21 protein-coding genes are annotated in these 24,447 nt (G+C 67.0%); 8 read left to right on the forward strand and 13 right to left on the reverse strand.

Annotated features, from left to right (window positions below; all coding sequences use genetic code 11):
• Window positions 1-39: 39 nt before the first annotated feature.
• On the reverse strand, window positions 40-2,280 hold the full coding sequence (locus MKCMC460_RS02580) for an NADP-dependent isocitrate dehydrogenase (RefSeq protein ID WP_236979749.1): 2,241 nt from the start codon (window positions 2,278-2,280) through the stop codon (window positions 40-42).
• 322 nt (window positions 2,281-2,602) lie between these two features.
• Between MKCMC460_RS02580 and MKCMC460_RS02585 the strand changes: the two genes are divergently transcribed.
• A complete protein-coding gene (locus tag MKCMC460_RS02585; RefSeq protein WP_236979751.1) occupies window positions 2,603-3,547 on the forward strand; it encodes an alpha/beta fold hydrolase in 945 nt (314 codons plus the stop codon).
• On the opposite strand, the gene MKCMC460_RS02590 is transcribed toward MKCMC460_RS02585, so the two are convergent.
• The 6 genes from MKCMC460_RS02590 to MKCMC460_RS02615 all read right to left on the reverse strand — a co-directional run bounded on the left by MKCMC460_RS02590 (window position 3,526) and on the right by MKCMC460_RS02615 (window position 10,020).
• Window positions 3,526-5,139 carry an FAD-binding protein gene (locus MKCMC460_RS02590; protein ID WP_236979753.1) on the reverse strand — a complete coding sequence of 538 codons (1,614 nt, stop codon included), beginning with the start codon at window positions 5,137-5,139 and terminating at the stop codon, window positions 3,526-3,528. The two genes, MKCMC460_RS02585 and MKCMC460_RS02590, sit on opposite strands and share 22 nt — an antisense overlap.
• Window positions 5,140-5,173: 34 nt before the next feature.
• Window positions 5,174-5,923, reverse strand: a complete 750-nt coding sequence (locus MKCMC460_RS02595; protein WP_236979755.1) for a PP2C family serine/threonine-protein phosphatase — start codon at window positions 5,921-5,923, stop codon at window positions 5,174-5,176.
• A gap of 172 nt (window positions 5,924-6,095) precedes the next feature.
• Entirely contained in the window at window positions 6,096-7,418 is a 1,323-nt protein-coding gene (locus tag MKCMC460_RS02600; RefSeq protein WP_236979758.1) for an SRPBCC family protein, read from the reverse strand.
• A gap of 4 nt (window positions 7,419-7,422) precedes the next feature.
• On the reverse strand, window positions 7,423-9,183 hold the full coding sequence (locus MKCMC460_RS02605; RefSeq protein WP_236979760.1) for an amidohydrolase family protein: 1,761 nt from the start codon (window positions 9,181-9,183) through the stop codon (window positions 7,423-7,425).
• A 157-nt stretch (window positions 9,184-9,340) separates the two neighbouring features.
• A complete protein-coding gene (locus MKCMC460_RS02610; RefSeq protein ID WP_289624904.1) occupies window positions 9,341-9,595 on the reverse strand; it encodes an ATP-binding protein in 255 nt (84 codons plus the stop codon).
• Between the two features lie 47 nt (window positions 9,596-9,642).
• Complete coding sequence (locus tag MKCMC460_RS02615) at window positions 9,643-10,020, reverse strand: STAS domain-containing protein (protein ID WP_236979762.1); 378 nt, start codon at window positions 10,018-10,020, stop codon at window positions 9,643-9,645.
• A gap of 293 nt (window positions 10,021-10,313) precedes the next feature.
• Here MKCMC460_RS02615 and MKCMC460_RS02620 point away from each other — a divergent pair, with 293 nt between their 5' ends.
• The 3 genes from MKCMC460_RS02620 (at window position 10,314) to MKCMC460_RS02630 (ending at window position 13,257) form a co-directional block, all read left to right on the forward strand.
• Window positions 10,314-11,363, forward strand: coding sequence for an ABC transporter permease (locus MKCMC460_RS02620; protein WP_236979763.1), 1,050 nt, complete (start codon window positions 10,314-10,316; stop codon window positions 11,361-11,363).
• Between the two features lie 3 nt (window positions 11,364-11,366).
• Window positions 11,367-12,359, forward strand: a complete 993-nt coding sequence (locus MKCMC460_RS02625; RefSeq protein ID WP_236979773.1) for an ATP-binding cassette domain-containing protein — start codon at window positions 11,367-11,369, stop codon at window positions 12,357-12,359.
• Between the two features lie 106 nt (window positions 12,360-12,465).
• A complete protein-coding gene (locus MKCMC460_RS02630; protein ID WP_236979775.1) occupies window positions 12,466-13,257 on the forward strand; it encodes a hypothetical protein in 792 nt (263 codons plus the stop codon).
• Here the strand turns inward: MKCMC460_RS02630 and MKCMC460_RS02635 are convergent.
• Window positions 13,198-14,139 carry a PHB depolymerase family esterase gene (locus MKCMC460_RS02635; RefSeq protein ID WP_236979777.1) on the reverse strand — a complete coding sequence of 314 codons (942 nt, stop codon included), beginning with the start codon at window positions 14,137-14,139 and terminating at the stop codon, window positions 13,198-13,200. The genes MKCMC460_RS02630 and MKCMC460_RS02635 overlap by 60 nt on opposite strands.
• A 76-nt stretch (window positions 14,140-14,215) precedes the next feature.
• Here MKCMC460_RS02635 and MKCMC460_RS02640 point away from each other — a divergent pair, with 76 nt between their 5' ends.
• Window positions 14,216-14,692 (forward strand): MarR family winged helix-turn-helix transcriptional regulator, encoded by a 477-nt coding sequence (locus tag MKCMC460_RS02640; RefSeq protein ID WP_238305292.1) that lies wholly within the window; start codon window positions 14,216-14,218, stop codon window positions 14,690-14,692.
• Here MKCMC460_RS02640 and MKCMC460_RS02645 read toward each other — a convergent pair.
• The 4 genes from MKCMC460_RS02645 to MKCMC460_RS02660 form a co-directional block, all read right to left on the reverse strand.
• Complete coding sequence (locus MKCMC460_RS02645) at window positions 14,689-15,981, reverse strand: acyltransferase (RefSeq protein ID WP_370653136.1); 1,293 nt, start codon at window positions 15,979-15,981, stop codon at window positions 14,689-14,691. The two genes, MKCMC460_RS02640 and MKCMC460_RS02645, sit on opposite strands and share 4 nt — an antisense overlap.
• Window positions 15,982-16,079: 98 nt before the next feature.
• A complete protein-coding gene (locus MKCMC460_RS02650) occupies window positions 16,080-16,451 on the reverse strand; it encodes a hypothetical protein (protein WP_236979779.1) in 372 nt (123 codons plus the stop codon).
• A gap of 56 nt (window positions 16,452-16,507) precedes the next feature.
• The gene (locus MKCMC460_RS02655) at window positions 16,508-17,680 is read right to left on the reverse strand and encodes a sulfotransferase (RefSeq protein ID WP_236979781.1); all 1,173 of its coding nucleotides are present in this window, start codon (window positions 17,678-17,680) and stop codon (window positions 16,508-16,510) included.
• The gene (locus tag MKCMC460_RS02660; protein ID WP_236984552.1) at window positions 17,677-18,702 is read right to left on the reverse strand and encodes a DUF1214 domain-containing protein; all 1,026 of its coding nucleotides are present in this window, start codon (window positions 18,700-18,702) and stop codon (window positions 17,677-17,679) included. The genes MKCMC460_RS02655 and MKCMC460_RS02660 overlap by 4 nt, the downstream gene beginning before the upstream one ends.
• Window positions 18,703-19,008: 306 nt before the next feature.
• Between MKCMC460_RS02660 and MKCMC460_RS02670 the strand changes: the two genes are divergently transcribed.
• Window positions 19,009-20,226, forward strand: a complete 1,218-nt coding sequence (locus tag MKCMC460_RS02670) for an SLC13 family permease (RefSeq protein WP_238305948.1) — start codon at window positions 19,009-19,011, stop codon at window positions 20,224-20,226.
• Here the strand turns inward: MKCMC460_RS02670 and MKCMC460_RS02675 are convergent.
• On the reverse strand, window positions 20,223-20,807 hold the full coding sequence (locus MKCMC460_RS02675; protein WP_236979783.1) for a TetR/AcrR family transcriptional regulator: 585 nt from the start codon (window positions 20,805-20,807) through the stop codon (window positions 20,223-20,225). The two genes, MKCMC460_RS02670 and MKCMC460_RS02675, sit on opposite strands and share 4 nt — an antisense overlap.
• A 189-nt stretch (window positions 20,808-20,996) precedes the next feature.
• Here MKCMC460_RS02675 and MKCMC460_RS02680 point away from each other — a divergent pair, with 189 nt between their 5' ends.
• Window positions 20,997-23,228: an acyl-CoA dehydrogenase gene (locus MKCMC460_RS02680; protein WP_236979785.1), complete on the forward strand. Its 2,232-nt coding sequence runs from the start codon at window positions 20,997-20,999 to the stop codon at window positions 23,226-23,228.
• 10 nt (window positions 23,229-23,238) lie between these two features.
• Window positions 23,239-24,447 carry a thiolase family protein gene (locus tag MKCMC460_RS02685; RefSeq protein ID WP_238305295.1) on the forward strand — a complete coding sequence of 403 codons (1,209 nt, stop codon included), beginning with the start codon at window positions 23,239-23,241 and terminating at the stop codon, window positions 24,445-24,447.

A 24,447-nucleotide genomic window follows, 5' to 3' on the forward strand; every position in this document is an offset into this window, starting at 1 on the left:
TGACGCTGCTACCCGCGAGCGCAAACCCCGCTGCTCGGGTTAGGACCCGAAATCAGCGGCCAGCGTCTTGTTGAGCGTCTCGCTGGGCCGCATCACCGCTGCGGTCTTTTCCGCGTCCGGGTAGTAGTAGCCGCCGATGTCGACCTCGTCGCCCTGGGCTGCGTTGAGTTCGGCGACGATCTTCTCCTCGTTCTCGGCCAGCGCTTCGGCGAGGGGTCCGAAGTGTTTCTTGAGTTCCGGGTCGTCGTCCTGCGCGGCCAGTTCCTGCGCCCAGTACATGGCCAGGTAGAACTGGCTGCCCCGGTTGTCCAGTTCGCCGGTCTTGCGCGACGGGCTCTTGTTCTCATCCAGCAGCTTGCCGATCGCCGCATCGAGCGTCTTGCCCAGGATCTTGGCCCGCTCGTTCTTGGTCTTGATGCCCACGTCCTCGAAACAGGCTCCCAGCGCCAGGAATTCGCCGAGCGAATCCCAGCGCAGGTGGTTCTCCTCGACCAGTTGGTGGACATGTTTGGGCGCCGAACCACCGGCACCCGTCTCGTACATGCCGCCGCCGGCCATCAGCGGAACGATCGACAGCATCTTCGCGCTGGTGCCCAGTTCCAGGATGGGGAACAGGTCCGTGAGGTAGTCACGAAGGATGTTGCCGGTGACCGCGATGGTGTCCTGACCGCGGACCACCCGTTCCATCGTGTACCGCATCGCCCACACCTGGGGCAGGATCTGGATCTCAAGACCCTCGGTGTCGTGGTCCTTGAGGTACTTCTTGACCTTCTTGCGCAACTCGGCCTCGTGCGGCCGCTCGGTGTCCAGCCAAAAGACCGCTGTCATACCGGAGTTGCGGGCGCGGGTGACGGCCAGCTTCACCCAGTCCTGGATCGCCGCGTCGGTGACGATGGGCATCCGCCAGATGTCACCCTCCTCGACGTCCTGGCTCAGCAGCACCTCACCGCTGTCGATGTCGACGATGTTCGCCACCCCGGCTTCCGGGATCTCGAACGTCTTGTCGTGGCTGCCGTACTCCTCGGCCTGCTGCGCCATCAAGCCCACGTTGGGCACGGTGCCCATGGTGGTCGGGTCGAACTGGCCGTGGGTTTTACAGAAGTTGATCATCTCCTGGTAGATCCGGGAGAAGGTGGATTCCGGGTTGACGGCCTTGGTGTCCTTGGTCCGTCCGTCCGCGCCGTACATCTTGCCGCCGAGCCGGATCATGGCGGGCATCGACGCGTCGACGATCACATCGCTGGGTGAGTGGAAGTTCGAGATGCCCTTTGCCGAATCGACCATGGCCAACTCCGGACGATGTTCGTGGCAGGCGTGCAGGTCCCGGATGATCTCGTCGTGCTGCGAGGCGGGCAGCGACTCGATCTTGTTGTAGAGGTCCACCAGGCCGTTGTTCACGTTAACGCCCAGTTCGTCGAACAGTGCCTGGTGCTTTGCGAAGGCGTCCTTGTAGAAGACCTTCACCGCGTGTCCGAACACGATGGGGTGGCTGACCTTCATCATGGTCGCCTTGACGTGCAGTGAGAACATCACGCCGGTCTTGTGCGCGTCCTCGATCTGCTCTTCGTAGAAGTCGCACAGCGCCTTCTTGCTCATGAACATGCTGTCGATGATGTCGCCGTCCCGCAGCGACACCTTCGGCTTGAGCACGATCGTCTGGCCGCTCTTGGTGACCAGTTCCATCCGGACGTCGCGATCCTTGTCCAGCGTCATCGACTTCTCGCCGTGATAGAAGTCGCCGTGCTTCATGGTGGCGACATGGGTGCGCGACGCCATCGACCACTCGCCCATGCTGTGCGGGTGCTTGCGCGCGTACTCTTTGACCGCCTTGGGCGCGCGTCGGTCCGAATTACCTTCCCGCAGAACCGGGTTGACCGCGCTGCCCAGGCAATTGGCGTAGCGCTGCCGGATTTCCTTTTCCTCGTCGGTCTTGGGGTTGCCGGGGAAGTCCGGAATCTTGTAACCCTTGCCCTGCAGCTCCTTGATCGCCGCGAGCAACTGCGGGACCGAGGCGCTGATGTTGGGCAGCTTGATGATGTTGGTGTCGGGTTCCTGGGTCAGCTTGCCCAGTTCGGCCAGGTTGTCCGGGACGCGCTGGTCTTCGTCTAGGTAGTCGGGGAACTGGGCCAGGATGCGGGCCGCGACGGAGATGTCGCTGGTCTTGATCTTGATGCCGGCCGGCTCGGCGAAGGCACGCACGATCGGCAGGAAGGCGTAGGTCGCCAGCAGCGGCGCCTCGTCGGTCAGCGTGTAGATGATGGTCGGCTGCTCGGCGCTCATGCGTGTTCTCCCGGCGTCAGTGTCGGTCAAAATGTGCGGGGCTCAGTTCATCGCCAGCCACACCAGCGACCCTAACGTACGGCGTCGATCGGGGTCCGAGTCAGACGCAGTATTCAAACGCTGTATGCCAAGCTGCCCGTGCGGTAGTTGACTCGACTACCAGCTGGTCGCGCTGACCAGGCCATTCGGCGCGCGGCGTGTGTCCAACCTCACTTCCGGCGACCAGCCGGATATGCGGCGGCCGAGCGAATGGCTCACCGCCGTCGGCGCTGGGCTGCCGGCGCTGTCCCGTCGCGCCGGGCGCACCAGAGAGAATGGGCCGATGCGGTCACCGAACCAACGGGTTGTCATCGGGCGTGTGCTGTTGATCGTGGCGCTGTTGGTGGCGGGGTGCGGCGCGAGGCCCACCACCCCAACGACCGCCCCGGCCGCGCCGGGCGACTTCATCGGCCCGGTCGAGATCGGCAACGGACGGCACCTCTTCCTGGAGTGCCGTGGGCAGGGCACGCCGACCGTCATCCTGGAATCTGGCTACCACAACTCCTCGGATCCGTGGAGTCAGTCCGACGCCGCCGCCCCGGCGACCGGGCCCGCCGTGCTGACCGCGCTGGCCCGCGAACATCGGGTCTGCGCCTATGACCGGCCCGGCACGTTACGCAACACCAGCCCGCTCGCCATCACCGACCGCAGTTCACCGGTACCGATGCCGCGCACCGCGAACGACGTGGTCAGCGACTTGCATACGCTGCTCGACGCGGCGCACGTGCCCGGCCCCTACATTCTGGTCGGCCACTCGCTGGGCGGCCTGTTCGTCCGGCTGTACGCGCAGACCCACCCGGAACAGGTGCGGGCGGTGGTCTTCGTCGACGCGTTCGGCGTAGAGATACCGAGCTTGATGGGGCCCGACTGGCCGGCCTATCGCCAGGACCTGGACCAACCACCGGCCGAACTCACCGATACCAAGTCGTTCGAGACCGTTGACATCGATGCCAGCCTCGCGCAGGTCGCAGCGGCGGCGCCGTTTCCGGCCGTCGCGACAGCCGTACTGACCCGGACCGAGCCGTTCCGGATCCCATCGGACGTCGCACCGGACAAGAGCGAGAAGCTCGAACGGGCCTGGCGTGATGCCGCCGCACGCCTGGTCGAGCTCCGGCCGCAGACCCCACATATCGTGGCGACCGGCAGCGACCACTTCATCCAGGTCCAACAACCCGACCTGGTGGCCGCCGCCGTGGGTCTGGTGATTCAGCGCTCGGCCAGTCGCTGAGCCGCCGCATGCGTGCCGGCGCGGCGGCCGGCGAACACGCAGTCGGCCAGCGACAGCCCGCTGACGTAGGAGTTCGAACAGATCCCGGTCGCGGTACGCCCCGCGCTGAACAGGCCGGGGATCGCCGCACCTGACTCGTCGAGCACCGCTCCGGTGCCTTCATCGACGCGGATTCCCCCCAAGGTCAGCATCGGGGTGGGGTTGAGCAGGTTGGGCCGGATCGAGATGTTCAGCAGGGTGTAGGGCGGTTTGCTGACGCGGCGCACGAAGTCTGCGGGTTTCCCGGCCGGGTCCGCGGCCCCGGTGTCGATGGCGTGGTTGTGCGCTTCGACGGTGGCCACCAGGCCGTCGGGGTCCACACCGGCGCGCTCGGCGACTTCCCGCAGTGACGCGCCCCTGGTCGAGTCGAGCAGCATCATCGCCGCGGACTGGGCCCGCTGAAACCACAAGGGCTGCTTGATCATTTGCCGCCGTGCTTCTTTCAGCAGGGCGGCGTCCACCAGGATCCAGCCCTTCCCGCCGTGGTGTCGCACCATGGCGTGGCCGACGGCCGCGCCGTAACGGCTTTCGTCGATGATGCGCCGCCCACGCTCGTCGACGATGACCGCGCTGATGAAAGCGCTTGGGGGCGTGATGAATCGCCACGCGGAGACGTTGTCCATCCGCTCGGTGACGGCACCGACGCTCTGTGCCAGGGCGATGCCGCTGCCGTCGTCGCCACTGGTGCCCAGCTGCAGGCCGCCGGTGTACTGTGGCGCGAACTGCTGGATCCACTCGGTATTGCCCATATATCCTCCGGCGCAAAGGATCACACCTCGGCGCGCCTCGATGCGCAGCGGCCGCGCGTAGCGGTGCTCCAGCTCCCGGAGTCGCCGCTCGGTCATGTTGCGCAGCGGTGGATAGTAGATACCGGGCTTGGTCGACACCGCCGCCAGTTGTGCATACAACTTCTGGATACGCGGGGGCGCGTCGCGCATCGTCGTGGCGGCCACCCCCACCACCCTGCCGGACGGATCGCGCAGCAGCTCGGTGACCTTGGTGTGCGGGTGGAACCGGACACCAAGGGCAAGTGCGGTTTTCGCCAGCGGTGCATACATCAGTTTGCCGGAGGTGCCGTTGCCCTTCACCCGGTGCCCGCGCTGGACGGGTGGGGTCTTGCTGCGAAAGGCCCCGGCGTTCTCGCTGCCCGAGTGATACAGGTAATAGTGGTTATTCGGATACGACGTCTTGTACGGGCACAGCGTGGAGTCGAACGGTACGCCTCGGTCGCTGAGCCAGCGGATCATGTCGGGGCTGCCGGTTACGAACGACTCCAGCGTCTGCGGGCTGACGGCGTCGCCGACTTCCAGGCGCAGGTAGTCGTGCATCTGCTCGTAGCTGTCGCTGACGCCGGCCTGCTGCTGCACCCAGGTGCCTGCCCCGGCATAGATGATGCCGCCCGAAATCGCAGTCGAGCCACCGCCGTTGGCGCGATCCAGTGCGACCACTTCGGCGCCGGCCTCCCTGGCCGCGATCGCCGCGCAGGTGCCCGCGGCGCCGAAGCCGACCACCACCACATCGGTGGACTCGGCAGATGGCGAATAGCCGGCCATAGCTGTGCCCCAATCGTGTTTGCGGGTAACGACTTTAGCGGCCCGCGGTCTCGCACACGTCGACCACCACCGCGGTGACGTTGTCGGGCCCGCCGGCCGCATTGGCGGCTTCGATCAGCGCCGCGCACGCTTCGGCAGGGTCGGGATGAGTGTCCAGTAGCTGCGCCAGGGAATCGTCGTCGAGAACACCGTGCAAGCCGTCGGTAGACAGCAGGATCCGGTCGCCGGGCGACAGCTCCACCGCGGTGGCGTCGGGTAGTGGCCGCGGATACATCGCCACGTGCCGGGTCACGATGGCACGGGCCGGGTGGCGTTCGGCCTCTTCGGCCGACACCTCACCCGCGTCGATGAGGTCCTGGATCACGCTGTGGTCGCGCGTCAACTGCTGTACCCGCTGGTCGCGGAACAGGTAGGCGCGGCTGTCACCGAGGTGGGCGACCAACGCGCGGGAGCCGGTCACGACCACGGCCACCACCGTGGTGTTGGATCCGGCGGCGCGCGGATCGGTGGCGGCGAAGGCGCGAAAGTCGTCGCAGTATTCGACGAGCGCGCGGCCCAGTGCCTCCGGTTCGGCTCCGTCGTCGGCTGGCTTGAGGTGGCGGGCGACGTACGTCGGCAGCAGCTCGACCACCAGGCGCGCGGCCAGCGCACCGTCGGTGCTGCAGGCGACCCCGTCGGCAACCATGAACAACCCCAGCTCGGGGTCGGCGCCCCAGTGATCCTGGTTGTTGGCGCGCAACCGGCCGACGTCACTGAGGCCGGCGAACCGGACCGTTTCACTCACGGGTACATACTGTCCGCGAACAGACACAAAAGCACCTCATTTCGGCAGGAAGTGGGACTAATCGCCGGCGCCGGACGCGTCGACTCTGCGGGCAGGGCACGGAAGTGCGAGTGCGGACCGCCGCCAGCGCAGTGTCAACCCAGCGGCCCCACGCCCGTGGACTGATGGGACGCTATCCGCCGGTCATCCGCTGCGACTCGGGCAGGTCGAGGTAGCGTTCCAGGTTGCGGTGCATGTTGATCACCCGGCGCTCCTCGTTCGACAGCACCAAGTGGGTCAAGCCGGGCTGGTGCAGACCACGCTGTAGGCCCGGCAGCACCTTGATGTCCTGGGTCAGCACGATGCCGGGTTCGGCTTCGTCGGCCGACATCCGCATGTCGGTCGGCTTGTTGTACCCGGCGCCAGGCGCCATCCGGGTCATCAGGAACATGGTCAACTCACCGTGATCGGGGTCCGGTCCGGGTCGTGAGGTCATGATCGTCAGGTGGTCGGCGTTGACCAGGAACGTCATGTTCGGGAAGACGTTGTACTGGTGCAGCCGGGTGACCCGGTCGGTGTCGGCCCAGTCCAGGTCGACCCCGCGGCCCGCCGCGAACTGCCGGGTGCGTTCGGCGATCAGGTCAGGCACCGTCTGACCCGGCCGACGGTCCGGGGGAAGCGGCGTGCCCTCGGCCGCGCCCATCAGCATGCCCTGGGTGTAAACGTAAGCGTCCCAGACCTCCTCGTCGCTCAACGTGCCTTCGAAGCGCGGACTCGGCACGCCGTAGGGTTGGTCGGATTTGCCGGTGTGCACCCAAATCTGTTGGGGCGCATGAATATCGTCGACACAGCGCAACAACTCGGGATGCAGCGTCTGAATGTGGTAGGTCTCGCTGTAGCCGTCGGCGATGGTCTTCCAGTTCGCTGCGACGTCCACGGTCAACGTCGCATAGCAGCGGAAGTCCTCGATGTGGCACCATGCGATGTCGTCGGGAATCGCGTCCAGGTAGTCGCGCAACGGCATCGCGTCGAGGTCGAGGTTGACGAAGACCATCCCGGCAAAGGTATCCACCTGCGTCGGCAGCAACGGGAATTCGGACAGGTGCAGCGAGCCGAAGCCCTTGCGGTTGGGCACCCGCTTGAGTGTGCCGGCCAGGTCCCAGGTCCAGCCGTGATAGCCGCACTTGAGTTCGCGCAGCCCCGAACCCGAGCCCGCGCACAGCGAGTTGCCGCGATGGCGGCAGGCGTTCTGGAAGGCGCGCAGCTCCCCGTCGTCGCCACGGACTATCAGGACTCCGATTGGGCCGCAACGGTATTCGAAGTAATCGCCGGCGTGCGCGACGTGGTCGACCATGCAGGCCACCTGCCACACCTTGGGCCACATCCGCTCGAACTCGAGGGCAGCGAATGCCGGGGAGTAGTACCGCTCGGCGGGCACCAGGGTCGGTGATGCGGGTGGGGTGCCGATCGCGTCCTTGTGGACGTGGGCGCGGGACGGGTTTCCGGCGAGCGTCATGGCGCTAGCGCGCTCCGCGCACCAACCGGCCCGGACGCGCTCCGGTGTCGACGTCCTTGCGCCTGGTGACGGTGCCGCTGACGATCGTCGCCTCGTAACCGCTGGCCCCCTGCAGGATCCGGCGTCCGCCGGCGGGCAGGTCCCAGGCCATCGCCGCGGGGTGCAGCCTCAGCGCGTTCATGTCGATCACGTTCAGGTCGGCCTTCTTGCCGACCTCGATGGTGCCGCGGTCGGTGAGGCCGAACAGGTGCGCGGTGTCGCGGGACTGCTTGCGGATCACGTACTCCAGCGACAGCTTCTCGCCCCGGCTCCGGTCGCGCGCCCAGTGCGTCAACAGGAAGGTGGGGTAGGAGGCGTCGCAGATCATGCCGCAGTGGGCGCCGCCATCGGACAGGCCGAGCACCCCGGCCGGGTGCAGCATCATCTCGCGGATTGCGTCGTGGTTTCCGTCGGCATAGTTGAACAGCGGCAGCATCAGCATCGCCGTCGCGTCGGACTCCAGCATCAGGTCATACAACGTCGACATCGGGTCCTCGCCGCGGGCGGCGGCGATCGCAGCGACGGTGCGATCGGGAGTGGGCTCGTAGTCCGGCGGGTTGCCCAGCGCGTAGAGCCGCCCCAACGAGTACTGCACCATCGCGAACATGCCGTCGAACAACACCGTCGAGTCGATGGGCAGGTCGTCCTCGGCCAGGATCGCGGCCTTCACCGCGGGTTCGGCCAGCCGCTGGGCCAGCTCCTCCCGGCTGCACTCGGCCTTCAGACGACGGTAGGTGGGCCGGTGCGTGAAGCCGTGGTGGCCCTGGAAGCCGATCATCATGCCGAACGGGCGCGCCGCGATCTGCGGGTACAGCCGGCTGCCCTCGGCATGCGCGGCCGCCGACACGTCCAGCTGCTCGCGCCACAGGTTCGGGTCGGCATCGACCTGGATCAACGCGAACGACACCGGCCGGTCGATTTCGCGGCTGAGCCGCCGCATCCACTCCAGCTCCTTCTTCGGCCCGACGATGTCCTCACCCGCCGCGCCCTGCGGCGCCAGCTCGAACACCGCCTGGCCGCCGGCCGCCATGGCGCGACCCAGCCCGAACAGCTCCTCCTCGGCGGCGAAGGTTCCGGGCACCGGCTCACCGTCCATCGCGGTGTGGGCGATGGTCCGCGACGTGGAGAAGCCGAGCGCCCCCGCTTCGACAGCTTCGCGGACCAGCCGGCTCATCGCCTCGATGTCGTCGGGCGTGGCGGGTTCGTTGCGAGCGCCCCGCTCGCCCATGGCGTAGGCCCGGATTGCGCCGTGGGCCACCTGGCTGCCCACGTCGATGGCGAACTGCTGCTTGCCGATCGTGTCGAGGTACTCGGGGTAGGTCTCCCAGCCCCAGGTGATGCCTTCGGTCAGGGCGGTGCCCGGGATGTCCTCGACACCCTCCATCAGCTTGATCAGCCAGTCCTCGGTGCCGGGCCGGACCGGGGCGAAGCCGACGCCGCAGTTGCCGGTGACCACCGTGGTGACCCCGTGACCGCTGGACGGCTCCAGCAGGCTGTCCCAGCTGACCTGACCGTCGTAGTGGGTATGGATGTCGACGAAACCGGGGGCCACCACCCGGCCGGTCGCGTCGATGGTCTCGGCCGCTGCACCGGCCAACTCCGCAGAGTCCGCGCCCCGGCGCAGGACTTCCACGATCTTGCCGTCCTTGATGCCGAGGTCGGCGCGGAAGCGTTGCGCGCCGGTGCCGTCGACCACGGTGCCACCGACGATTTTCAGGTCGAACATGAATGCCTCCAGGGCAGCAGAGCAGCGGATCAGGGCTGAATGGTTATTACGCTACGGGCGGTAGCGTATGTGTTGACGGTAAGCGCCCGGCTCCGCGTAGTCAATGACGCGCTCAGACCCGCAGGTCACGACACAGTCAGGTGATTCCAGGTCAGGCTTACCCGGGTGCCGTGCGGTGTGCCGTCGATGCGTCCATGGTCCCGTCGACGCCCACCTCGGAGTAGGCGAATTCGGCGGCGTTGGCCAGCGCTTCGCTGACCGCCAGCACCAGATCGCTGAACCGCTCGGCGCCGAGCGTGAAGTGCCGATCCAGCCAATTGCGGAATTCGGTCCGCAACCGGGCCGCGCTGGACGCGTCGGCGGCGACCTGTGCCCGTACGAATCGACACCGGTCATCGTCCGGTGTCGTCACAGCGACGCGCCGATCAACGCGTCCGGCCAGCCTCCATTCGCACCTGGTCAGGCACCCGTGATCCAGTTGAGTGCGCTGTCCAGCGTGCGGTGCAGGGGAAGCACGCTGTCGATTCCCATCAGCTTCAGCGGCCGGCTGGTTGCCGGGCCGTCGGCGACCACCGCCATTCGGGTGGGCGGCTCGAGTTCGGCCTGACCGTTCACCAGCACGCTCATCCCCGCGGACGCCAGGAACTCCACCTTGGTGAGGTCCACGATGAGCGCCGCCGGTTTGGTGCTCAGTGCGGCACGCATCGCCTCGGCCAACTGGGGCGCGCTGAGCATGTCCACTTCGCCCGAGACGGCCAGCACGACAGCACCGTCTGTCTCGCGTTGCTCGACACCGAAGGTCGTTCGGTTGATTGGATCGCCGGGTTGATCGACCATAGCTCTATCTCAAATCCGTCCTTGCGGGGACAACAATAAGTTTTCAGACAACCACGCCAAGTCCGGGGCTGTTGATTCAACCCGCCGAAAACCGCCTGGATCTTGCGCTGCCGGTGCAGCGCTGCGGCAGCCAACAGAAACCAATCCTAGGCCACGCGCGAAAAAACCCCGACGGGCGCCATTCCGGCAGGTAAACATTCTGCCATCAGTTCGCAGCCGCCGCCTTCCGGCCAGGGTGAACCCTTGGCGGTCCTTTCGCTGGTGCGGTTTGTGGGCGTTGGTAGCGTCTACGAATGCTCTTTGCTGCCCTGCGCGATATGCAATGGCGGAAGCGTCGCCTGGTTATCGCCATCGCCAGCACCGGACTGATCTTCGGCATGACGCTCGTATTGACCGGACTCGCGAATGGTTTCCGGGTCGAGGCGCGTCACACCGTCGACTCGCTGGGAGTCGACGCCTTCGTGGTCAGGGAAGGATCGGCCGGACCGTTTCTCGGTTCGACCCCCTTTCCCGACGTCGACCTGGCCCGGGTGCGGTCCGATCCCGGCGTTTCGGCCGCGGCCCCGTTGGGCTGCGTCGGAACGATCATGCGGGAGGGCTCGTCGACGCGGAACGTCACCGCCTTCGGAGCGCCCGAACACGGGCCCGGCATGCCGCAGGTTGCTCAGGGACGGGCGCCGTCGAAGCCGGATGAGGTTGCCGCGTCGAGCACCCTGGGCCGGCATCTAGGCGACACCCTGCAGGTCGGCGCCCACGTCTTGAAGATCGTCGGCATCGTGCCCAATTCGACGGCACTGGCCAAAATCGCGAACATCTTCCTGACCACCGAGGGGCTACAGCAGGTCGCTTACAACGGACTGCCGATGGTCACCTCGATCGGCATCAACGGCACCCCCCGCGCACTGCCGGAGGGGTACCGGACCTACGACCGTGACGGCGCCGTCAACGACCTGATCCGCCCGCTGAAGGTGGCGGTGAACTCGATCACGATCGTGGCGGTCCTGCTCTGGATCGTGGCGGTGCTCATCGTGGGATCGGTGGTGTACCTGTCCGCCCTCGAACGGGTGCGCGATTTCGCGGTGTTCAAGGCGATCGGCACCCCCACCCGGTCGATACTCGCCGGGTTGGCGCTGCAGGCGCTCATCGTGTCGCTGCTCGCGGCGGCAGTCGGCGTCGTGCTGTCGAAGCTGCTGGCGCCGCTGTTCCCGATGGTGGTGGCGGTCCCGGCGCTCGCTTACCTGTTGCTGCCGGTGGTCGCGATCGCGATCGGGCTGCTGGCCAGCCTGGCCGGACTGCGGCGGGTGGTCGCCATCGACCCTGCGCTCGCGTTCGGGGGAGCCTGACTCTTGGCCGACCTCAGCATTCAGAACCTGGTCGTCGAGTACTACCGCGGCGGCTACGCCCTGCGGCCGATCAACGGCTTGAATCTCGACGTGGCATCCGGGTCGCTGGTGATCCTGCTGGGGCCCAGCGGCTGCGGGAAGACGACGCTGTTGTCCTGCCTCGGCGGCATCCTGCGGCCCAAGGCCGGGGCCATCAAATTCGACGGCGTCGACATCACCACTCTCGAGGGCGCGGCGCTGGCGGAGTATCGGCGCGACAAAGTGGGCATCGTCTTCCAGGCGTTCAACCTGGTGCCCAGTCTCACCGCGCTGGAGAACGTGATGGTGCCGTTGCGGGCGGCCGGGATGTCGCGAGCCGCGTCGCGCAAGCGGGCCGTGGAACTGCTGGAACGCGTCAACCTCGGCGACCGGATGAAGCATCGACCGGGCAACCTCAGTGGCGGGCAGCAGCAACGCGTCGCGGTCGCGCGGGCGATCGCACTGGACCCGCCGCTGATCCTGGCCGATGAACCGACTGCGCACCTGGACTTCATCCAGGTCGAGGAAGTCCTGCGACTTATCCGTGAACTCGCCGACGGCGACCGCATTGTGGTGGTCGCTACCCACGACTCCCGGATACTGCCGATGGCCGACCGGGTCATCGAGCTGACTCCGGAGTTCGCCCATTCGAACCGGCCACCGGAGACGTTCGAGCTGAAGGCCGGGGTGGTGCTGTTCGAGCAGAGCACCATGGGTGAGCTGATCTACGTGGTGGCCGAGGGTGAGATCGAGTTGGTGCGCGAATTGGCCGACGGCGGTGAAGAATTCATCAAAGTCGCCGGACCCGGCGAGTACTTCGGTGAAATGGGTGTGCTGTTCCACTTGCCGCGGTCGGCGACCGCGCGTGCCCGTACCGACGCCAAGGTCGTCGGATACACGGTGACAGCGTTCCGGGAGCGTCTGGGTGCGGGCGGCCTGCGTGACCTGATCCAGCACCGCGAACTCGACAGCGACTGAACTCGCGCGGAAACTGCGACGACTCCGAGTTCGTCGCCGCGGACGCGGCTCTCGTACTCCCTTGTGGCTTAGACAATTTGGCTTCGAAGCGCCCGTCGAACAGCAGGTGGACATCGACTTGATGTACGCCAGCCAGCTGTTGTGGCTGCCGCCGGGCAGCATTCATGAAACCGGCCTCATCGTTTCGCCGATACCGGGGCGTCCGACCGGCGCCGCGATGGCGCGGGTCGAGAACGACGCGGTCTTTCTCACTGCCTTCGGCATGTGTGGCAACCATCCGCCGGCTGATCTCGATGGGGTGTACCGGTTCATCGAGGGGATGGTGCCGCCACACCTGCTGGCGGCGCTACGCTGCGGCAAGCCCGTCGGCCCGGTCGCACGCTACCGGTTTCCCTGCAGTCGCTGGCGGCGTTACGACAGGCTGCGCCAGCTGCCCGACGGCCTGCTGGTTGTCGGCGACGCGGTGTGCAGTTTCAACCCGATCTACGCACAGGGCATGACGGTCGCGGCATTGGAGGCATTGGCGCTGCGCGACTGCCTGTCCCAGGGTGAAAACGACCTGCCGCGCAGGTTCTTCCGGGCGGCTGTCAAGCCCATCGGCCAGGCCTGGCAGCTCGCCGTGGGCGGTGACCTCAACCTTCCCGAAGTCCAGGGCAGGCCGCCGGTGATGACGCGGTTGCTCAACGGTTACGTCGACCGCGTCCTGGGTGCGGCGGAAGTCGACGCCGAGGCCTTGCTGCAATTCGTTCGGGTGGCTTGGCTGGTCGACTCACCGGTTAAGCTGTTGCGGCCCAGTATGATTCGTCGATTAGTCAATACAGGCCGGCGGGCTGCGCGGTCAGCGGTGGTGTTGGGCGAAGAACTGCCAGATGGTGTCGGTGGCGTCCAAGGCCGTTGAGGGTTCGGGGAGGCCGAGCCGTTCCAGGCCGCGACCGCGGACACCGCCGGGCCACTGGTGGCCGGCGTCGGCCAACGAGATCAGTTCCACCGTACGGTCTTCGGGGCACTGCGCCGTTTCGGTGGTCACCTCTGCGCTGGTGGTAGAAGTGGGAGCGCCGCAGTTGTCGATGGCGCGCCAGGTGGCGGTCACCGAGGGCACCGGCGGTCCGTCGACGCGGGGAGTCCCGTCGGGCTTCGATGACTTACCCGGCCCGCCCTGGTACGGCACGCTCTGGTCGGCGGTGCCGTGGATCTGCAGCACCGAGGTGGGCCGCGCCTGAGAGCAGTCGGTCATCAAAGTGCCCGCCACGGGTGCGATGGCGGCGAATAAGTCTGTGTCGCAAGCCAATCGGAGATCCATCATGGCGCCATTCGACATGCCGGTGGCATAGATGCGGGTCGCGTCGATGGGCATCTGACGTTGGATCGCCCCGACCACCGCGGTGAGGAAACCCACGTCGTCGAGGTTGTCGCGGGACGGTCCGCCGCAACAGGATCCGGCATTCCATGCCCGGCCCTGACCGTCGGGATAGGCGACCACAAAGTGGCCTTTGTCGGCTTCGGCGTCCCAGTGGTACGCGCGCTCGGCCTGGGCGCCGTTGCCGAACCCGCCGTGCAGCATCAGTACCAACGGCGCCGGACCGGTCAGTCCCGGGGGCCGGTAGAGATTGAACGTTCTGGTGGCGCCGCCGACGTCGATGTTCTGCGAGGACTGCCCGACCGGGATCGTGCCGGACTCCGGTGCCCCGACCGCGTGGCCGCCGTCGAAACACCCGCCCAGTACGAGCACCAGGACGGCAAGAACGACGACATTGAAGACTTTCGTGCACCGCGACGCCATCCGCCCATGGTGGCACCGCGCCCAGAGTTTGACAAGTTACTTGTCAAAATATGGCTGAGTGGCACACTCTTCAGCCATGCGACGTCTTGTGGATGCTCCATGGCAACCGACAGTGCCCGCCCTGGTGCAGCGGCTTGCCGCGGCGGGCGGCCCACGGTTGAGGGCGGCATTTGCGGCCGCTGGACTGGACGGAATCCGACCGGCTCAAGCCGTCGCGCTCGTGCCGCTGGCCGCCGGCGGAATGCATGCCTCCGATCTGGCGGACCGGCTCGGGGTGAGCCGCCAGGCCGTGGCGCAGGCGGTCACCGCGCTTGAGCAGCATGACTACGTCACCCGACTGGCCAACCCGGACGACGCGCGCACCCGCGTCATCGAACTGCGCCCGCGCGGCCGGCAGGCGCTGCGCGTAATGCGTTCCAACGCAATCGAATTGGAGCGGCGCTGGGAGCAGATACTGGGACGGCGCCGACTCGACGAACTGCGCGAGACGATCGAAATGCTGCTGGCCGCGCCGGACTCCGAGGAGCCCGACGCGGCCGCGTCGCCAACCTAGACCTCAGCGGGTGCGCCCGCCCCGGCCAACGCCCGGGCGGCGACCAGTGCGGTCAGCATGACCGACACGCAGATCAGACCCTCGTCCTTGAGGCCCCACTTCACCGCGGCCAATACCGCCGCCCCGGCCACACACAGCAGCACGCCGACCCCGGTGCCGCGCCACGCCGACGTAATGGCCGGTGACCCGTCCCAGCCGGGCAGGGGGTGGTTCTCCAAACCGCGTAGCGCGACGAACAGCACAGCCACCAGGCCGAACACGACGAAGAGCTGCGCGAAAGTCACGGCCAGGAAGTCCGGCTGGGTGGGGTAGCGAGGGTGTCCCAGGCTGTCGAACAACAGATGCACACCCAACAGGGCCGGCATGTGCCACAGGTACAGCGTCATCGCCCCGGAGTTGCCGATCGTGGTCAGCCACCACACCCGTGGCCGCTGTGCCCACCGGTTGATCGCGGGGGCCGCCGCGATCGCCAACGCGCTCAACACGATTGCATGCCCGGCCAGCAGCAGCGACGGGGGACTCATGTTGGCCAGCCGCTGACCTTCGATGCCGACCAGGCTCAGCTCGTAGGGCCCCCACGTCAGCAGCCCGATATCGGCGGCGAACAACGCTGCCGCGATACCCAGCGCGGCGCGACCGGTGATCAGCTGCCGGCGGTAGGCGACGCCGAACATGCCGGGAATCAGCCATGTCGCAAGGTTGAGATAGCCGAGCGGCGCCAGGCCCGACCAATGCAGCCGGACGACGTCGATGACCGCGACCATCGTGTACACCGTCGCGACCGCGGCGGCGAGCCGGACCGGTGTGGTGATCAAGGACAGCGCCGGTATCGCGGCCAGCACCAACACGTACACGCCGAGAAACCACAGCAACTGAATGCTGACGCCGGCGACGATCTTGTAAACCCACAGCGGCGCCACGTGATCCAGCGCGGTCAGTGCGACCGCCCAGAACGCGAGGTAGTAGAAGACCGGACGGAACAACCTGGTGCAGCGCTTCATCAGCCAGCCGCCCCAGTTCATGCCCGGCCGCCAGGACTGTACGCAGGCCGCGGTGCCGGCGAAGAAGAACAACGGCATGATCTGGAAGACCCAGGTCAGCGCCTGGAACACGGTGGAAGTACTGAGCAGGTTGTCCCAGACGAGCAGGCCGCCGCGGATCATGCTGGTCGCCATCACGGTGTGCCCGAGCACCACGCCGACCAGGGCGGTGATGCGGATGACGTCGATGGCGCGGTCGCGGTCGTTCGGGGTGCGTGCTTGCAGGTCGGTGGGGCTGGGAAAGCCCATCGGATTCGGCATTCGACCAGCATCGCCGCTGCCAAGGCCCGTCGGCGTGCGTAGTTCTACGCGTTGCGCCTGCGTATGGCTACCGCAGCCGGTCAGGCCTAGGTCTGATGAGCCAGCGTGAACAATACGTAGGCGCAACACACCAGGAAGTTCAGCGAGACCAGCACCAGGCCCGCGCAGAGCAGGGCGTGCCGGCACCTGCGCTGCAGCCGGTTCACCTTCGCGCTGTGCTTTTCGCGGTTGAACGCGGTGGCTATCAACGCGAAGTTGACGTCGGTCATCTCACGCTCGGCCGCCGGCGACCCGGTGACCAGTTGCTGCAGCCGTCTCGGCGGGATGTCCACGCCGACCAGCGCGAAGTTGCGGCACAGTCGACGCGCCTGCCGGCGGCCGAGATGATGACCTCGCAGTTGCAGCTGCTGCGAGAGTTTCCGTCGTTCGTCACCAAAAGGGTTTGACGGCGTCGTCACAAGCGGGAATTCTATGGCCTTCGTCACGTTTTGTGGGGCCTTAGCGCATTTTCGTGCTAACGCAATTGCTCGGTCGGCACCGCGTAACGCTCCTGGTAGGCGGCGACCCGCTCGCGCACCTCGGCGGCGTTCAGTCCGGTGTCCGACCAGGTGTAGCGTCCGCGCCCGCCGTCACCGGGATGGGCGGCCAGAAATTCCCGCATTCGGTGCTCGGCTGCTGGCTGCAGTTCCCGGCCCAACCGCTGGTAGATCCCGCCGATCGTGGTCCACGGATCCCTGACGAAGTCGGCGTAGTGGACGTCGATCACCTGCTCGGCAGGCACCCGGCCGCTGTCGCGCAGCGCCATCTCGCGGTCCAGGCCCACCACGATCTCCTCGTAGGACTGGGCCGCGCACTCGACGATGTCGGACTCGTCGCTGCCCATCCGGCGCAGGTGATGAGTCAATGCGGCGATCGACGAGATGACGTTGAGCGGGTCGCGGTGGGTCTGCACGATCAACGCGTCCGGATACTCGGCGAGCAGCGCGTCCAGCTGCCACAGATGAGCCGGCGACTTGAGTAGCCACTGCCCTGGTACGCCGGATTGCAAGTGTTGCAAGAAGATCCGGTGGAATCGGTAGGCACCGGCGTGGTCGGCCTCGTACAGCAGCCAGCGAAAGTAACCGGGCAGCCGGTACTGCACCGAATAGATCATGCTGACGAATTCGCTGGCGGTGATGCGGACACACTCCTGGCCCACCAGCGCGCCCATCGGATGAAACGCCAGGAAGCCGGGGATGATCTGCTCGGACAGTTCGAGGCTGGCCTGGGTGGCCGCGATGCGGGGGTCGTCGTGGTAGGTCTCGGGCTGCGGGACCGGACAGGGCGCGTCGACCTCCCAGGTCAGCGGTGGGCGCAGGTCGGGATCCTGGGCGAGCAGATCGTAGAGGATGGTGGTGCCGGTCCGCGGCTGCCCGACGATGAAGATCGGCGCCTCGACCGGGTGGTCGGCGATATCGGGATTCTTTGTGCGCCAATCGATTACATCGAGACGGTTCTTCAGCGCGCGGATCAGGTCGAGGTAGGCGATCTCGACGCCGATGGGCGACAGCCGGGCCTCGTTGACGAGTTCGTCGGCGAGCCGTTCGAGGCCGGACTGCCAGCCGTCGGCACCGAAGTCGTGGTGACCGGTCTCCTCGCAGGCGGTGGCGGTGAGCCGGTCCGGGCTGAAGCGCTCCCGCAGTGTCATCGGCGTCCGGCTCCGTCGAGCACCGACACGGTGACGTCGGGCGGGTTGGGATTGTCCAGCCAGCGCAGCACGACGAATCCGCGATGGCGGCCCCCGGTGTCCAACCAATGACCAAAACCCATGTCGCGCTGGGCGATTGCGATTCGGACGCGGCCGTCCGGGCCGGGCTGGACACCGAGGTTGGTCACCGAACTGTGCCGGTGCTGCGGCTCGAGGCACTCGTGCCACATGCTTTCCAGGGTGACGTTCCAGTACCTGGTGTCCGGCGGTTCGATGTCGAGCACCAGGGCCTGATCCGGCTCCAGGCGATAGGTCCCGATCATGTACAGGTTGTCCGGCGTGGTGTCGGCCGCGCCGAGGTCGGCCGCCTCGGCGGTCAGCAGGGTGTTCGGCTTGTCGAGCAGCTCCGGCTTGATGGTGCGGTGCAGCGTGGTCAGCTTCATCAGTGACCACGCCATCGCGGTGAACTGCTCTGCCAGCGCGTCGTCGGTCAGTGGTGTCAGCGGGTCCGGATCGACGGCCTCGATGCGCAGCGTGGCCCCTTCCTCGCCGTCGCGATCGCCGATGTACTCCCGCACGACGATCGACGACGCGTCCCCGGGGATCTGCAGCCACTGCGCGCCATCGGCGTCCGCGGGCCGCTCGGCGGACAGGACTACCGCGAATTCTCCTGCGGTCACCCGCAATTCGGTGTCGCTGAGATAACCCGACATGCGCCGTGGAGTCAGACCGGTGCCGGCCAGGATCTGCATACCGAGGTAGGCGCTGGTGCCGCGGGTGCCGGTGATCCGGTAGCGGCGGTCGCCCCGGATCATCGCCAGATAGTAGTTCCCGTCGGGGTTGGGGCCGCCGATCATCCGGTTCGGCGAGCACATGTCGAAGAACACCGGGCGACTCGGGTCGGCTTCGACAGCCATCTGGGAGCATAGCGAGGACACCCGCGCGATCACGCGCAGCCCTTCGAGCAGTTCGCGGTCGGTTTCGGCATCCTCGGTCACGATGCCGGTGACGGTGGCGACCATTTCCTGGAAGAACCGCCACGCTTGGGACGCCTGCGGCGCCTGGGCTTGAGTCACAGTCTCATACTTAGACCATGTCCCAGCCGATGGCCAGCGTCCCTACCGCGCTGGACGATTGGCTGGCTCATGGTAGTTCGCTGCCGGAGCGGGTGCGCCGGGGCCTGGCCGCCATCGCGATCCGCTAGCCGGGTGATCGGCCGGCTTACCTAGGGTGTGCTCAGGTGCCGCAATCGGCTGGTGCTGCGATAGGGAGCGGATCTTTCGTTGAGTGCCTTGGTGGCCGAATGCGTCTCGGTCGTGTTGCTGGCAATGGTGTTGCTGGCGGCGGTGATCCGCCCCTTCGGCTGGCCGGAGGCCGTGGTTGCGGTGCCCGCGGCGGCGATTGTGATCGGCGTCGGCGCGGTTTCGGCAGCGGACGCCCGTAGCGAGGTACTCGACCTGGCGCCGGTGGTCGGCTTTTTGGCGGCGGTGCTGGTGCTGTCGCAGGCCTGCGCCGACGAGGGACTGTTCGCCTGGTGCGGAGCCCGGATGGCCCGTGCCGCCGGAGGTGGGTCGCAGCGGTTACTGCTCGCGGTGTTCGCCGTGGCGTCGCTGGTGACGGTGGTGTTCAGCCTGGATGCGACCGTGGTGTTGCTGACGCCGGTGGTGGCGGCCACCGCGACGCAGCTGCGGGTGCGCGCCCGCCCGCATCTGTATGCGTGCGCCCATCTGTCCAACAGTGCCTCGTTGCTGCTGCCGGTTTCGAATCTGACCAATCTGCTGGCGTTGTCGGCCAGCGGCCTGAGCTTCACCCACTTCACGGCGCTGATGGCGCTGCCCTGGATCGCGGCGATCGGCGTCGAATACCTGGTGTTCCGGCGCTATTTCGCGACCGATCTGACCGCCGCGGCGCCTCAACCACCTGGTCCGGACGCGTCCGTGCAAGCCGCCCCGAAGTTCGCGATCGTCACCGTGCTCGCCACCCTGGCCGGCTTCGTGGTCACCTCGGCCGTCGGCGTCAATCCCGCCTGGGCGGCCGCCGCTGGCGCACTGATCCTGACTGCGTACGCGGCCGTGGGTGGTAGGACGAGCCTGCGTGTGGTGATTCATGCCGCGGACCCACCGTTCCTGATCTTCGTGCTCGCACTGGGCGTCGTGGTGCGCGCCGTGATCGACAACGGGCTGCACGACGAGCTGCGCGCAAGGCTGCCGCACCCGACCGGGCTGGCCGGGTTGTTGGCGATCGCGGCGGTGGCCGCGGTGGCGGCCAATGTGGTGAACAACTTGCCCGCGGTGCTGATGCTGGTCCCGCTGGTGGCGACCACAGGTGGTCCGGGGGCGGTGCTGGCCGTGCTGATCGGGGTGAACATCGGTCCCAACCTCACCTACACCGGCTCACTGGCCACCATGTTGTGGCGGCGGGTACTGCATCGGCATCAACAGCCCACCAATCTGGCCGTGTTCACCAAGCTGGGTCTGCTCACCACCCCGGCCGCACTGGTCGCGGCTGTCGCGGCGCTGTGGGTCTCGTTGCAGCTGATCGGTTAGCCGCCGCTAGTGTCTGCCGTCACGGCGCTCACGATGAGGCGGGTGGTCTGTTCGGCACGCCCGCGCGAATACCGTTGTGCATCAGAGAGAATCGGATACACGACGCCACCGATGATGGCGTCGGCCGCCGATTCGGCGGTGCCTTGCTCCACCCCTCCATCGACCAGGCGGTTGCGGACACTGTCGTGCAGTGGCTTGCTGAATCCCTCCCTGAGCCGGACGCCGGTGTCTTCGTGCTCCATTCCGGCGACGGTCAGGGTGCGCAGCATCGCCGCACCCCGGGTGGTGGTGAGGGTCGCGGCGAGCTTGCCCACCCACTCCACGAGGTCGGCGGCCAGGTCGTCGGTGTGTTTCATCGAGGCGAGGATCTTGTCGGCATCTTCGAGGACCACGTCGGCGACCAGTGCGGGCCGGCTGCGCCACCAGCGGTAGATGGTCTGCTTACCCACGCCCGCCCGCGCCGCCACCGCCTCGATGGTCAAGCCGTCGAAGCCGCGCTCCAGCAGCAACTCGCGTGTGGCAGTCACGATTGCCGTGCGCGACTTCTCGCTGCGGCGCCGGGACGCGAGATCGGTTGGCATGCAGTGGTCCTCGTTCGTGTCGTGCCGAGCTGACGCGGGTACCGGGCCCGGGGCCTAGCTTTACAGATCCGGGGGCGCGCCGTAATGTTCCACGAGACGAGACGGTTCGTCTTGTAGGACGAAAGGATAGCAGCCTGTGCGGCCGAAGCCGAGCCCCTTTACTCCGGGCGTGATCCCCGGGCCAGGCGCGTGACTCTCGGGCTGACCGCCGAGCAGCGTGACCTCAGTGCGGCCGTCCGGCAATTCGCGACGCGGCATGCCCCAATCGCCAAGACGCGGGACAATTTCGGGTCCCTCGCCGAAGGCGATCTCCCGGACTGGTGGGATGCGTTGGTCGCCAACGGTTTTCATGCTGTGCACCTGCCGGAGCACCTCGGCGGGCAAGGTGGTCGGCTGGTCGACTGCGCGTGCGTGCTCGAGGCCGCCGCCAAGGCGCTGCTGCCGGGACCCTTGCTGTCCACCGCCGCGGCGGGAGCGGTGGCGCTGCTGGCCGAGCGCACCCCGACCTGCGAATCGCTGCTGCGCGATCTCGCCGCCGGGACACCGGCCGCCGTCGTCCTGCCGGACGGTGCAGACTTCCGTGCCCGTCGGGACGAGGGACGCTGGGTGCTCACCGGCGCATCGGAGGTGACCGAGGGCATCCGCTCGGCGCGGGTGATCCTGGTGGCTGCCCGCACCCAGGACGGGGACATGGTATGGGTGCCGGTCGACCCGGACAAGCCCACAGCCACAATCGAATCCGTACCCGGCACTGATCTCGTCGCGGACGTCGGACGGCTACGGCTCGACCAGTACGTGGCGGCCGAGACGCTCACCGGAGTCCACCCGGACCGTGCCGAATGCGTCGTCACCGGACTGGTGGCCAGCGCCACGGCCGGCATCACGCAGTGGTGTGTCGAGGCGGTTACCGAACACCTGCGCGTCCGTGAGCAGTTCGGCAAGGTGATCGGCACTTTTCAGGCGTTGCAGCACAATGCGGCAATGTTGTTGATCAACAGCGAATTGGCCACGGCAGCGGCCTGGGATGCGGTGCGGGCGGGCGACGAATCGCTGGACCAGCATCGCATCGCCGCGGCCGGTGCGGCGGTGATCGCGATCTCGCCGGTGCCGGACCTCGTACTCGACGCGCTCACGTTGTTCGGCGCGATCGGTTTCACCTGGGAACACGATGTGCACCTGTACTGGCGCCGGGCCATCAGTCTGGCGGGCTCGATCGGCCCGGCGAACCGCTGGGCCAGGCGACTGGGCGGGCTCACGTCTACCCAGCCGCGCGACATGTCGGTCGATCTGGGCGACGCAGACTGCGAGTTCCGGTCCAAGGTTGCCGAAACACTCGACGCCGCACTGCAATTGCGCAACGACAAGCCCGGCCGGCAGGGTGACTACGAATACTTCGAGACCGGCCCGCAACGCACCCTGCTCGCCGAGGCGCGCCTGATCGCACCGCACTGGCCGCAGCCGTGGGGACTCGAAGCCGGCCCGCTGCGGCAGCTCATCATTGACGACGAGTTCGCCAAGCGGCCGGACCTGGTCCGGCCCTCGCTGGGTATCGCCGAGTGGATCCTGCCCTCGATAGTGGCCGCCGGGTCGAAAGAGTTGCAGGAGCGGCTGATACCGCCGACACAGCGCGGCGAACTCGCCTGGTGCCAGCTTTTCAGTGAGCCAGGGGCGGGGTCGGATCTGGCTGCGCTGTCCACCCGCGCCGTCAAGGTTGACGGCGGCTGGAAAGTCAACGGGCACAAGATATGGACGTCGATGGCACACCGGGCGGACTTCGGTGCGCTGCTGGCCCGCACCGACCCGGCGGCCGGCAAGCACCGCGGCATCGGCTATTTCATCCTCGACATGAATACGGCCGGCATCGAGATCCAGCCGATCAAGACCGCCACCGGAGAAGCACATTTCAACGAGGTGTTCCTCACCGAGGTCTTCATACCCGATGACATGTTGCTCGGCGACCCGGTCGGCGGTTGGAGCCTGGCAATCGCCACCATGGCCGAAGAACGCTCGGCGATAAGCGGTTACGTCAAGTTCGACCGTGCCGCCGCACTGCGCAACCTTGCCTGCCAGGACGGGCCCGACCGGGACGACGTGCTACGTGCGCTCGGTGAACTCGACGCCTATACCCACGCGATCAAAGCGCTCGGAGTGCGCGAGACCATCCGGTTGCTGGACGGGCAGGCTTCCGGGCCGGCATCCAGCATCGCCAAGGTCGCGATGAACGAACTGCTGCGCCGCACCTTCGCGGCAACGCTGCAGTTGACCGGTCGGCGGGCGATGGTGACCGACCCCGGGCTGGCCGCCGAACTCAACATCGTCGAGTCCTATCTGCACCTGCCCGCCGAGCTGATCGGCGGCGGAACTCGCGAGATTCAGCTGAACATCATCGCCCAGATGATCCTGGGCCTGCCCCGTAAGTGAGGACACCACAATGGGTTTACGCGGAGAAGCCGCCATCGTCGGATACGTCGAGTTGCCACCCGAGCGACTCAACAAGGCCTCGCCGGCACCATTCGTTCTCGAACAATGGGCCGAACTCGCCGCCGCCGCGCTCGACGACGCGGGCCTGCCGGGCGACGTCGTCAACGGCATCGTGGCATCGCACCTCGCCGAGTCGCAGATCTTCGTACCGTCCACCATCGCCGAATACCTTGGCATGCCGGCACGTTTCGCCGAACTGGTCGACCTCGGGGGTGCCAGCGCCGCCGCGATGGTGTGGCGCGCGGCCGCGGTGATCGAACTCGGGGTGTGCGACGCCGTGCTGTGTGCGCTGCCGGCCCGCTACATCACACCGTCGTCGAAGAAGAAGCCCAGGCCGATGGTGGACGCGATGTTCTTCGGCTCGTCGAGCAACCAATACGGTTCCCCGCAAGCAGAGTTCGAGATTCCCTACGGCAACCTGGGCCAGAACGGGCCGTACGGTCAGGTCGCGCAGCGATACGCCGCGGTCTACGGCTACGACGAACGTGTCATGGCCAAGCTCGTCGTCGACCAACGGGTCAATGCCAACCACACCGAGGGTGCGATCTGGAAAGACAAGCCGCTCACCGTCGAGGATGTCCTTGCCAGCCCGGTCATCGCGGATCCGCTGCATATGCTGGAGATCGTGATGCCGTGCGTCGGGGGAGCCGCCGTCGTCGTCGCCAACGCCGATCTGGCCAGGCGGTGCAAGAACCGCCCGGTGTGGATCAAGGGTTTCGGCGAGAATGTGCCGTTCAAGACGCCCACCTACGCCGAGGATCTGCTCAATACGCCGATGGCCGCCGCTGCCGACACCGCGTTTGCCATGACCGGCCTGAGCCGCGACCAGATGGACATGGTCTCCATCTACGACTGCTACACAATCACCGTGATGCTGTCGCTGGAGGACGCCGGATTCTGCGCGAAGGGAAAGGGTTTGGAGTTCATAGCCACCCACGACCTGACGTTTCGCGGCGATTTCCCGCTCAATACCGCCGGCGGCCAGCTCGGCTTCGGCCAGGCCGGATTGGCCGGCGGCATGCATCACGTGTGTGACGCCACCCGCCAGATCATGGGCCGTGCCGGCGCGGCGCAGGTCGCCGACTGCAACCGCGCGTTCGTGTCGGGCAACGGCGGAATCCTGTCCGAGCAGACGGCGCTCGTCCTCCAAGGAGACTGA

It is taken from the genome of Mycobacterium sp. 20KCMC460, assembly GCF_022179425.1.
GTDB lineage: Bacteria > Actinomycetota > Actinomycetes > Mycobacteriales > Mycobacteriaceae > Mycobacterium > Mycobacterium kiyosense.

Coding starts and splice junctions, on each gene's coding strand:
- MKCMC460_RS02635 (WP_236979777.1), bottom strand. CDS start 14,139: ATGGCGTCGCGGTGCACGAAAGTCTTCAATGTCGTCGTTCTTGCCGTC.
- MKCMC460_RS02640 (WP_238305292.1), top strand. CDS start 14,216: ATGCGACGTCTTGTGGATGCTCCATGGCAACCGACAGTGCCCGCCCTG.
- MKCMC460_RS02615 (WP_236979762.1), bottom strand. CDS start 10,020: ATGGTCGATCAACCCGGCGATCCAATCAACCGAACGACCTTCGGTGTC.
- MKCMC460_RS02605 (WP_236979760.1), bottom strand. CDS start 9,183: ATGTTCGACCTGAAAATCGTCGGTGGCACCGTGGTCGACGGCACCGGC.
- MKCMC460_RS02585 (WP_236979751.1), top strand. CDS start 2,603: ATGCGGTCACCGAACCAACGGGTTGTCATCGGGCGTGTGCTGTTGATC.
- MKCMC460_RS02580 (WP_236979749.1), bottom strand. CDS start 2,280: ATGAGCGCCGAGCAGCCGACCATCATCTACACGCTGACCGACGAGGCG.
- MKCMC460_RS02620 (WP_236979763.1), top strand. CDS start 10,314: ATGCTCTTTGCTGCCCTGCGCGATATGCAATGGCGGAAGCGTCGCCTG.
- MKCMC460_RS02660 (WP_236984552.1), bottom strand. CDS start 18,702: ATGGTCGCCACCGTCACCGGCATCGTGACCGAGGATGCCGAAACCGAC.
- MKCMC460_RS02685 (WP_238305295.1), top strand. CDS start 23,239: ATGGGTTTACGCGGAGAAGCCGCCATCGTCGGATACGTCGAGTTGCCA.
- MKCMC460_RS02670 (WP_238305948.1), top strand. CDS start 19,009: ATGGTGTTGCTGGCGGCGGTGATCCGCCCCTTCGGCTGGCCGGAGGCC.
- MKCMC460_RS02600 (WP_236979758.1), bottom strand. CDS start 7,418: ATGACGCTCGCCGGAAACCCGTCCCGCGCCCACGTCCACAAGGACGCG.
- MKCMC460_RS02655 (WP_236979781.1), bottom strand. CDS start 17,680: ATGACACTGCGGGAGCGCTTCAGCCCGGACCGGCTCACCGCCACCGCC.
- MKCMC460_RS02675 (WP_236979783.1), bottom strand. CDS start 20,807: ATGCCAACCGATCTCGCGTCCCGGCGCCGCAGCGAGAAGTCGCGCACG.
- MKCMC460_RS02645 (WP_370653136.1), bottom strand. CDS start 15,981: ATGGGCTTTCCCAGCCCCACCGACCTGCAAGCACGCACCCCGAACGAC.
- MKCMC460_RS02590 (WP_236979753.1), bottom strand. CDS start 5,139: ATGGCCGGCTATTCGCCATCTGCCGAGTCCACCGATGTGGTGGTGGTC.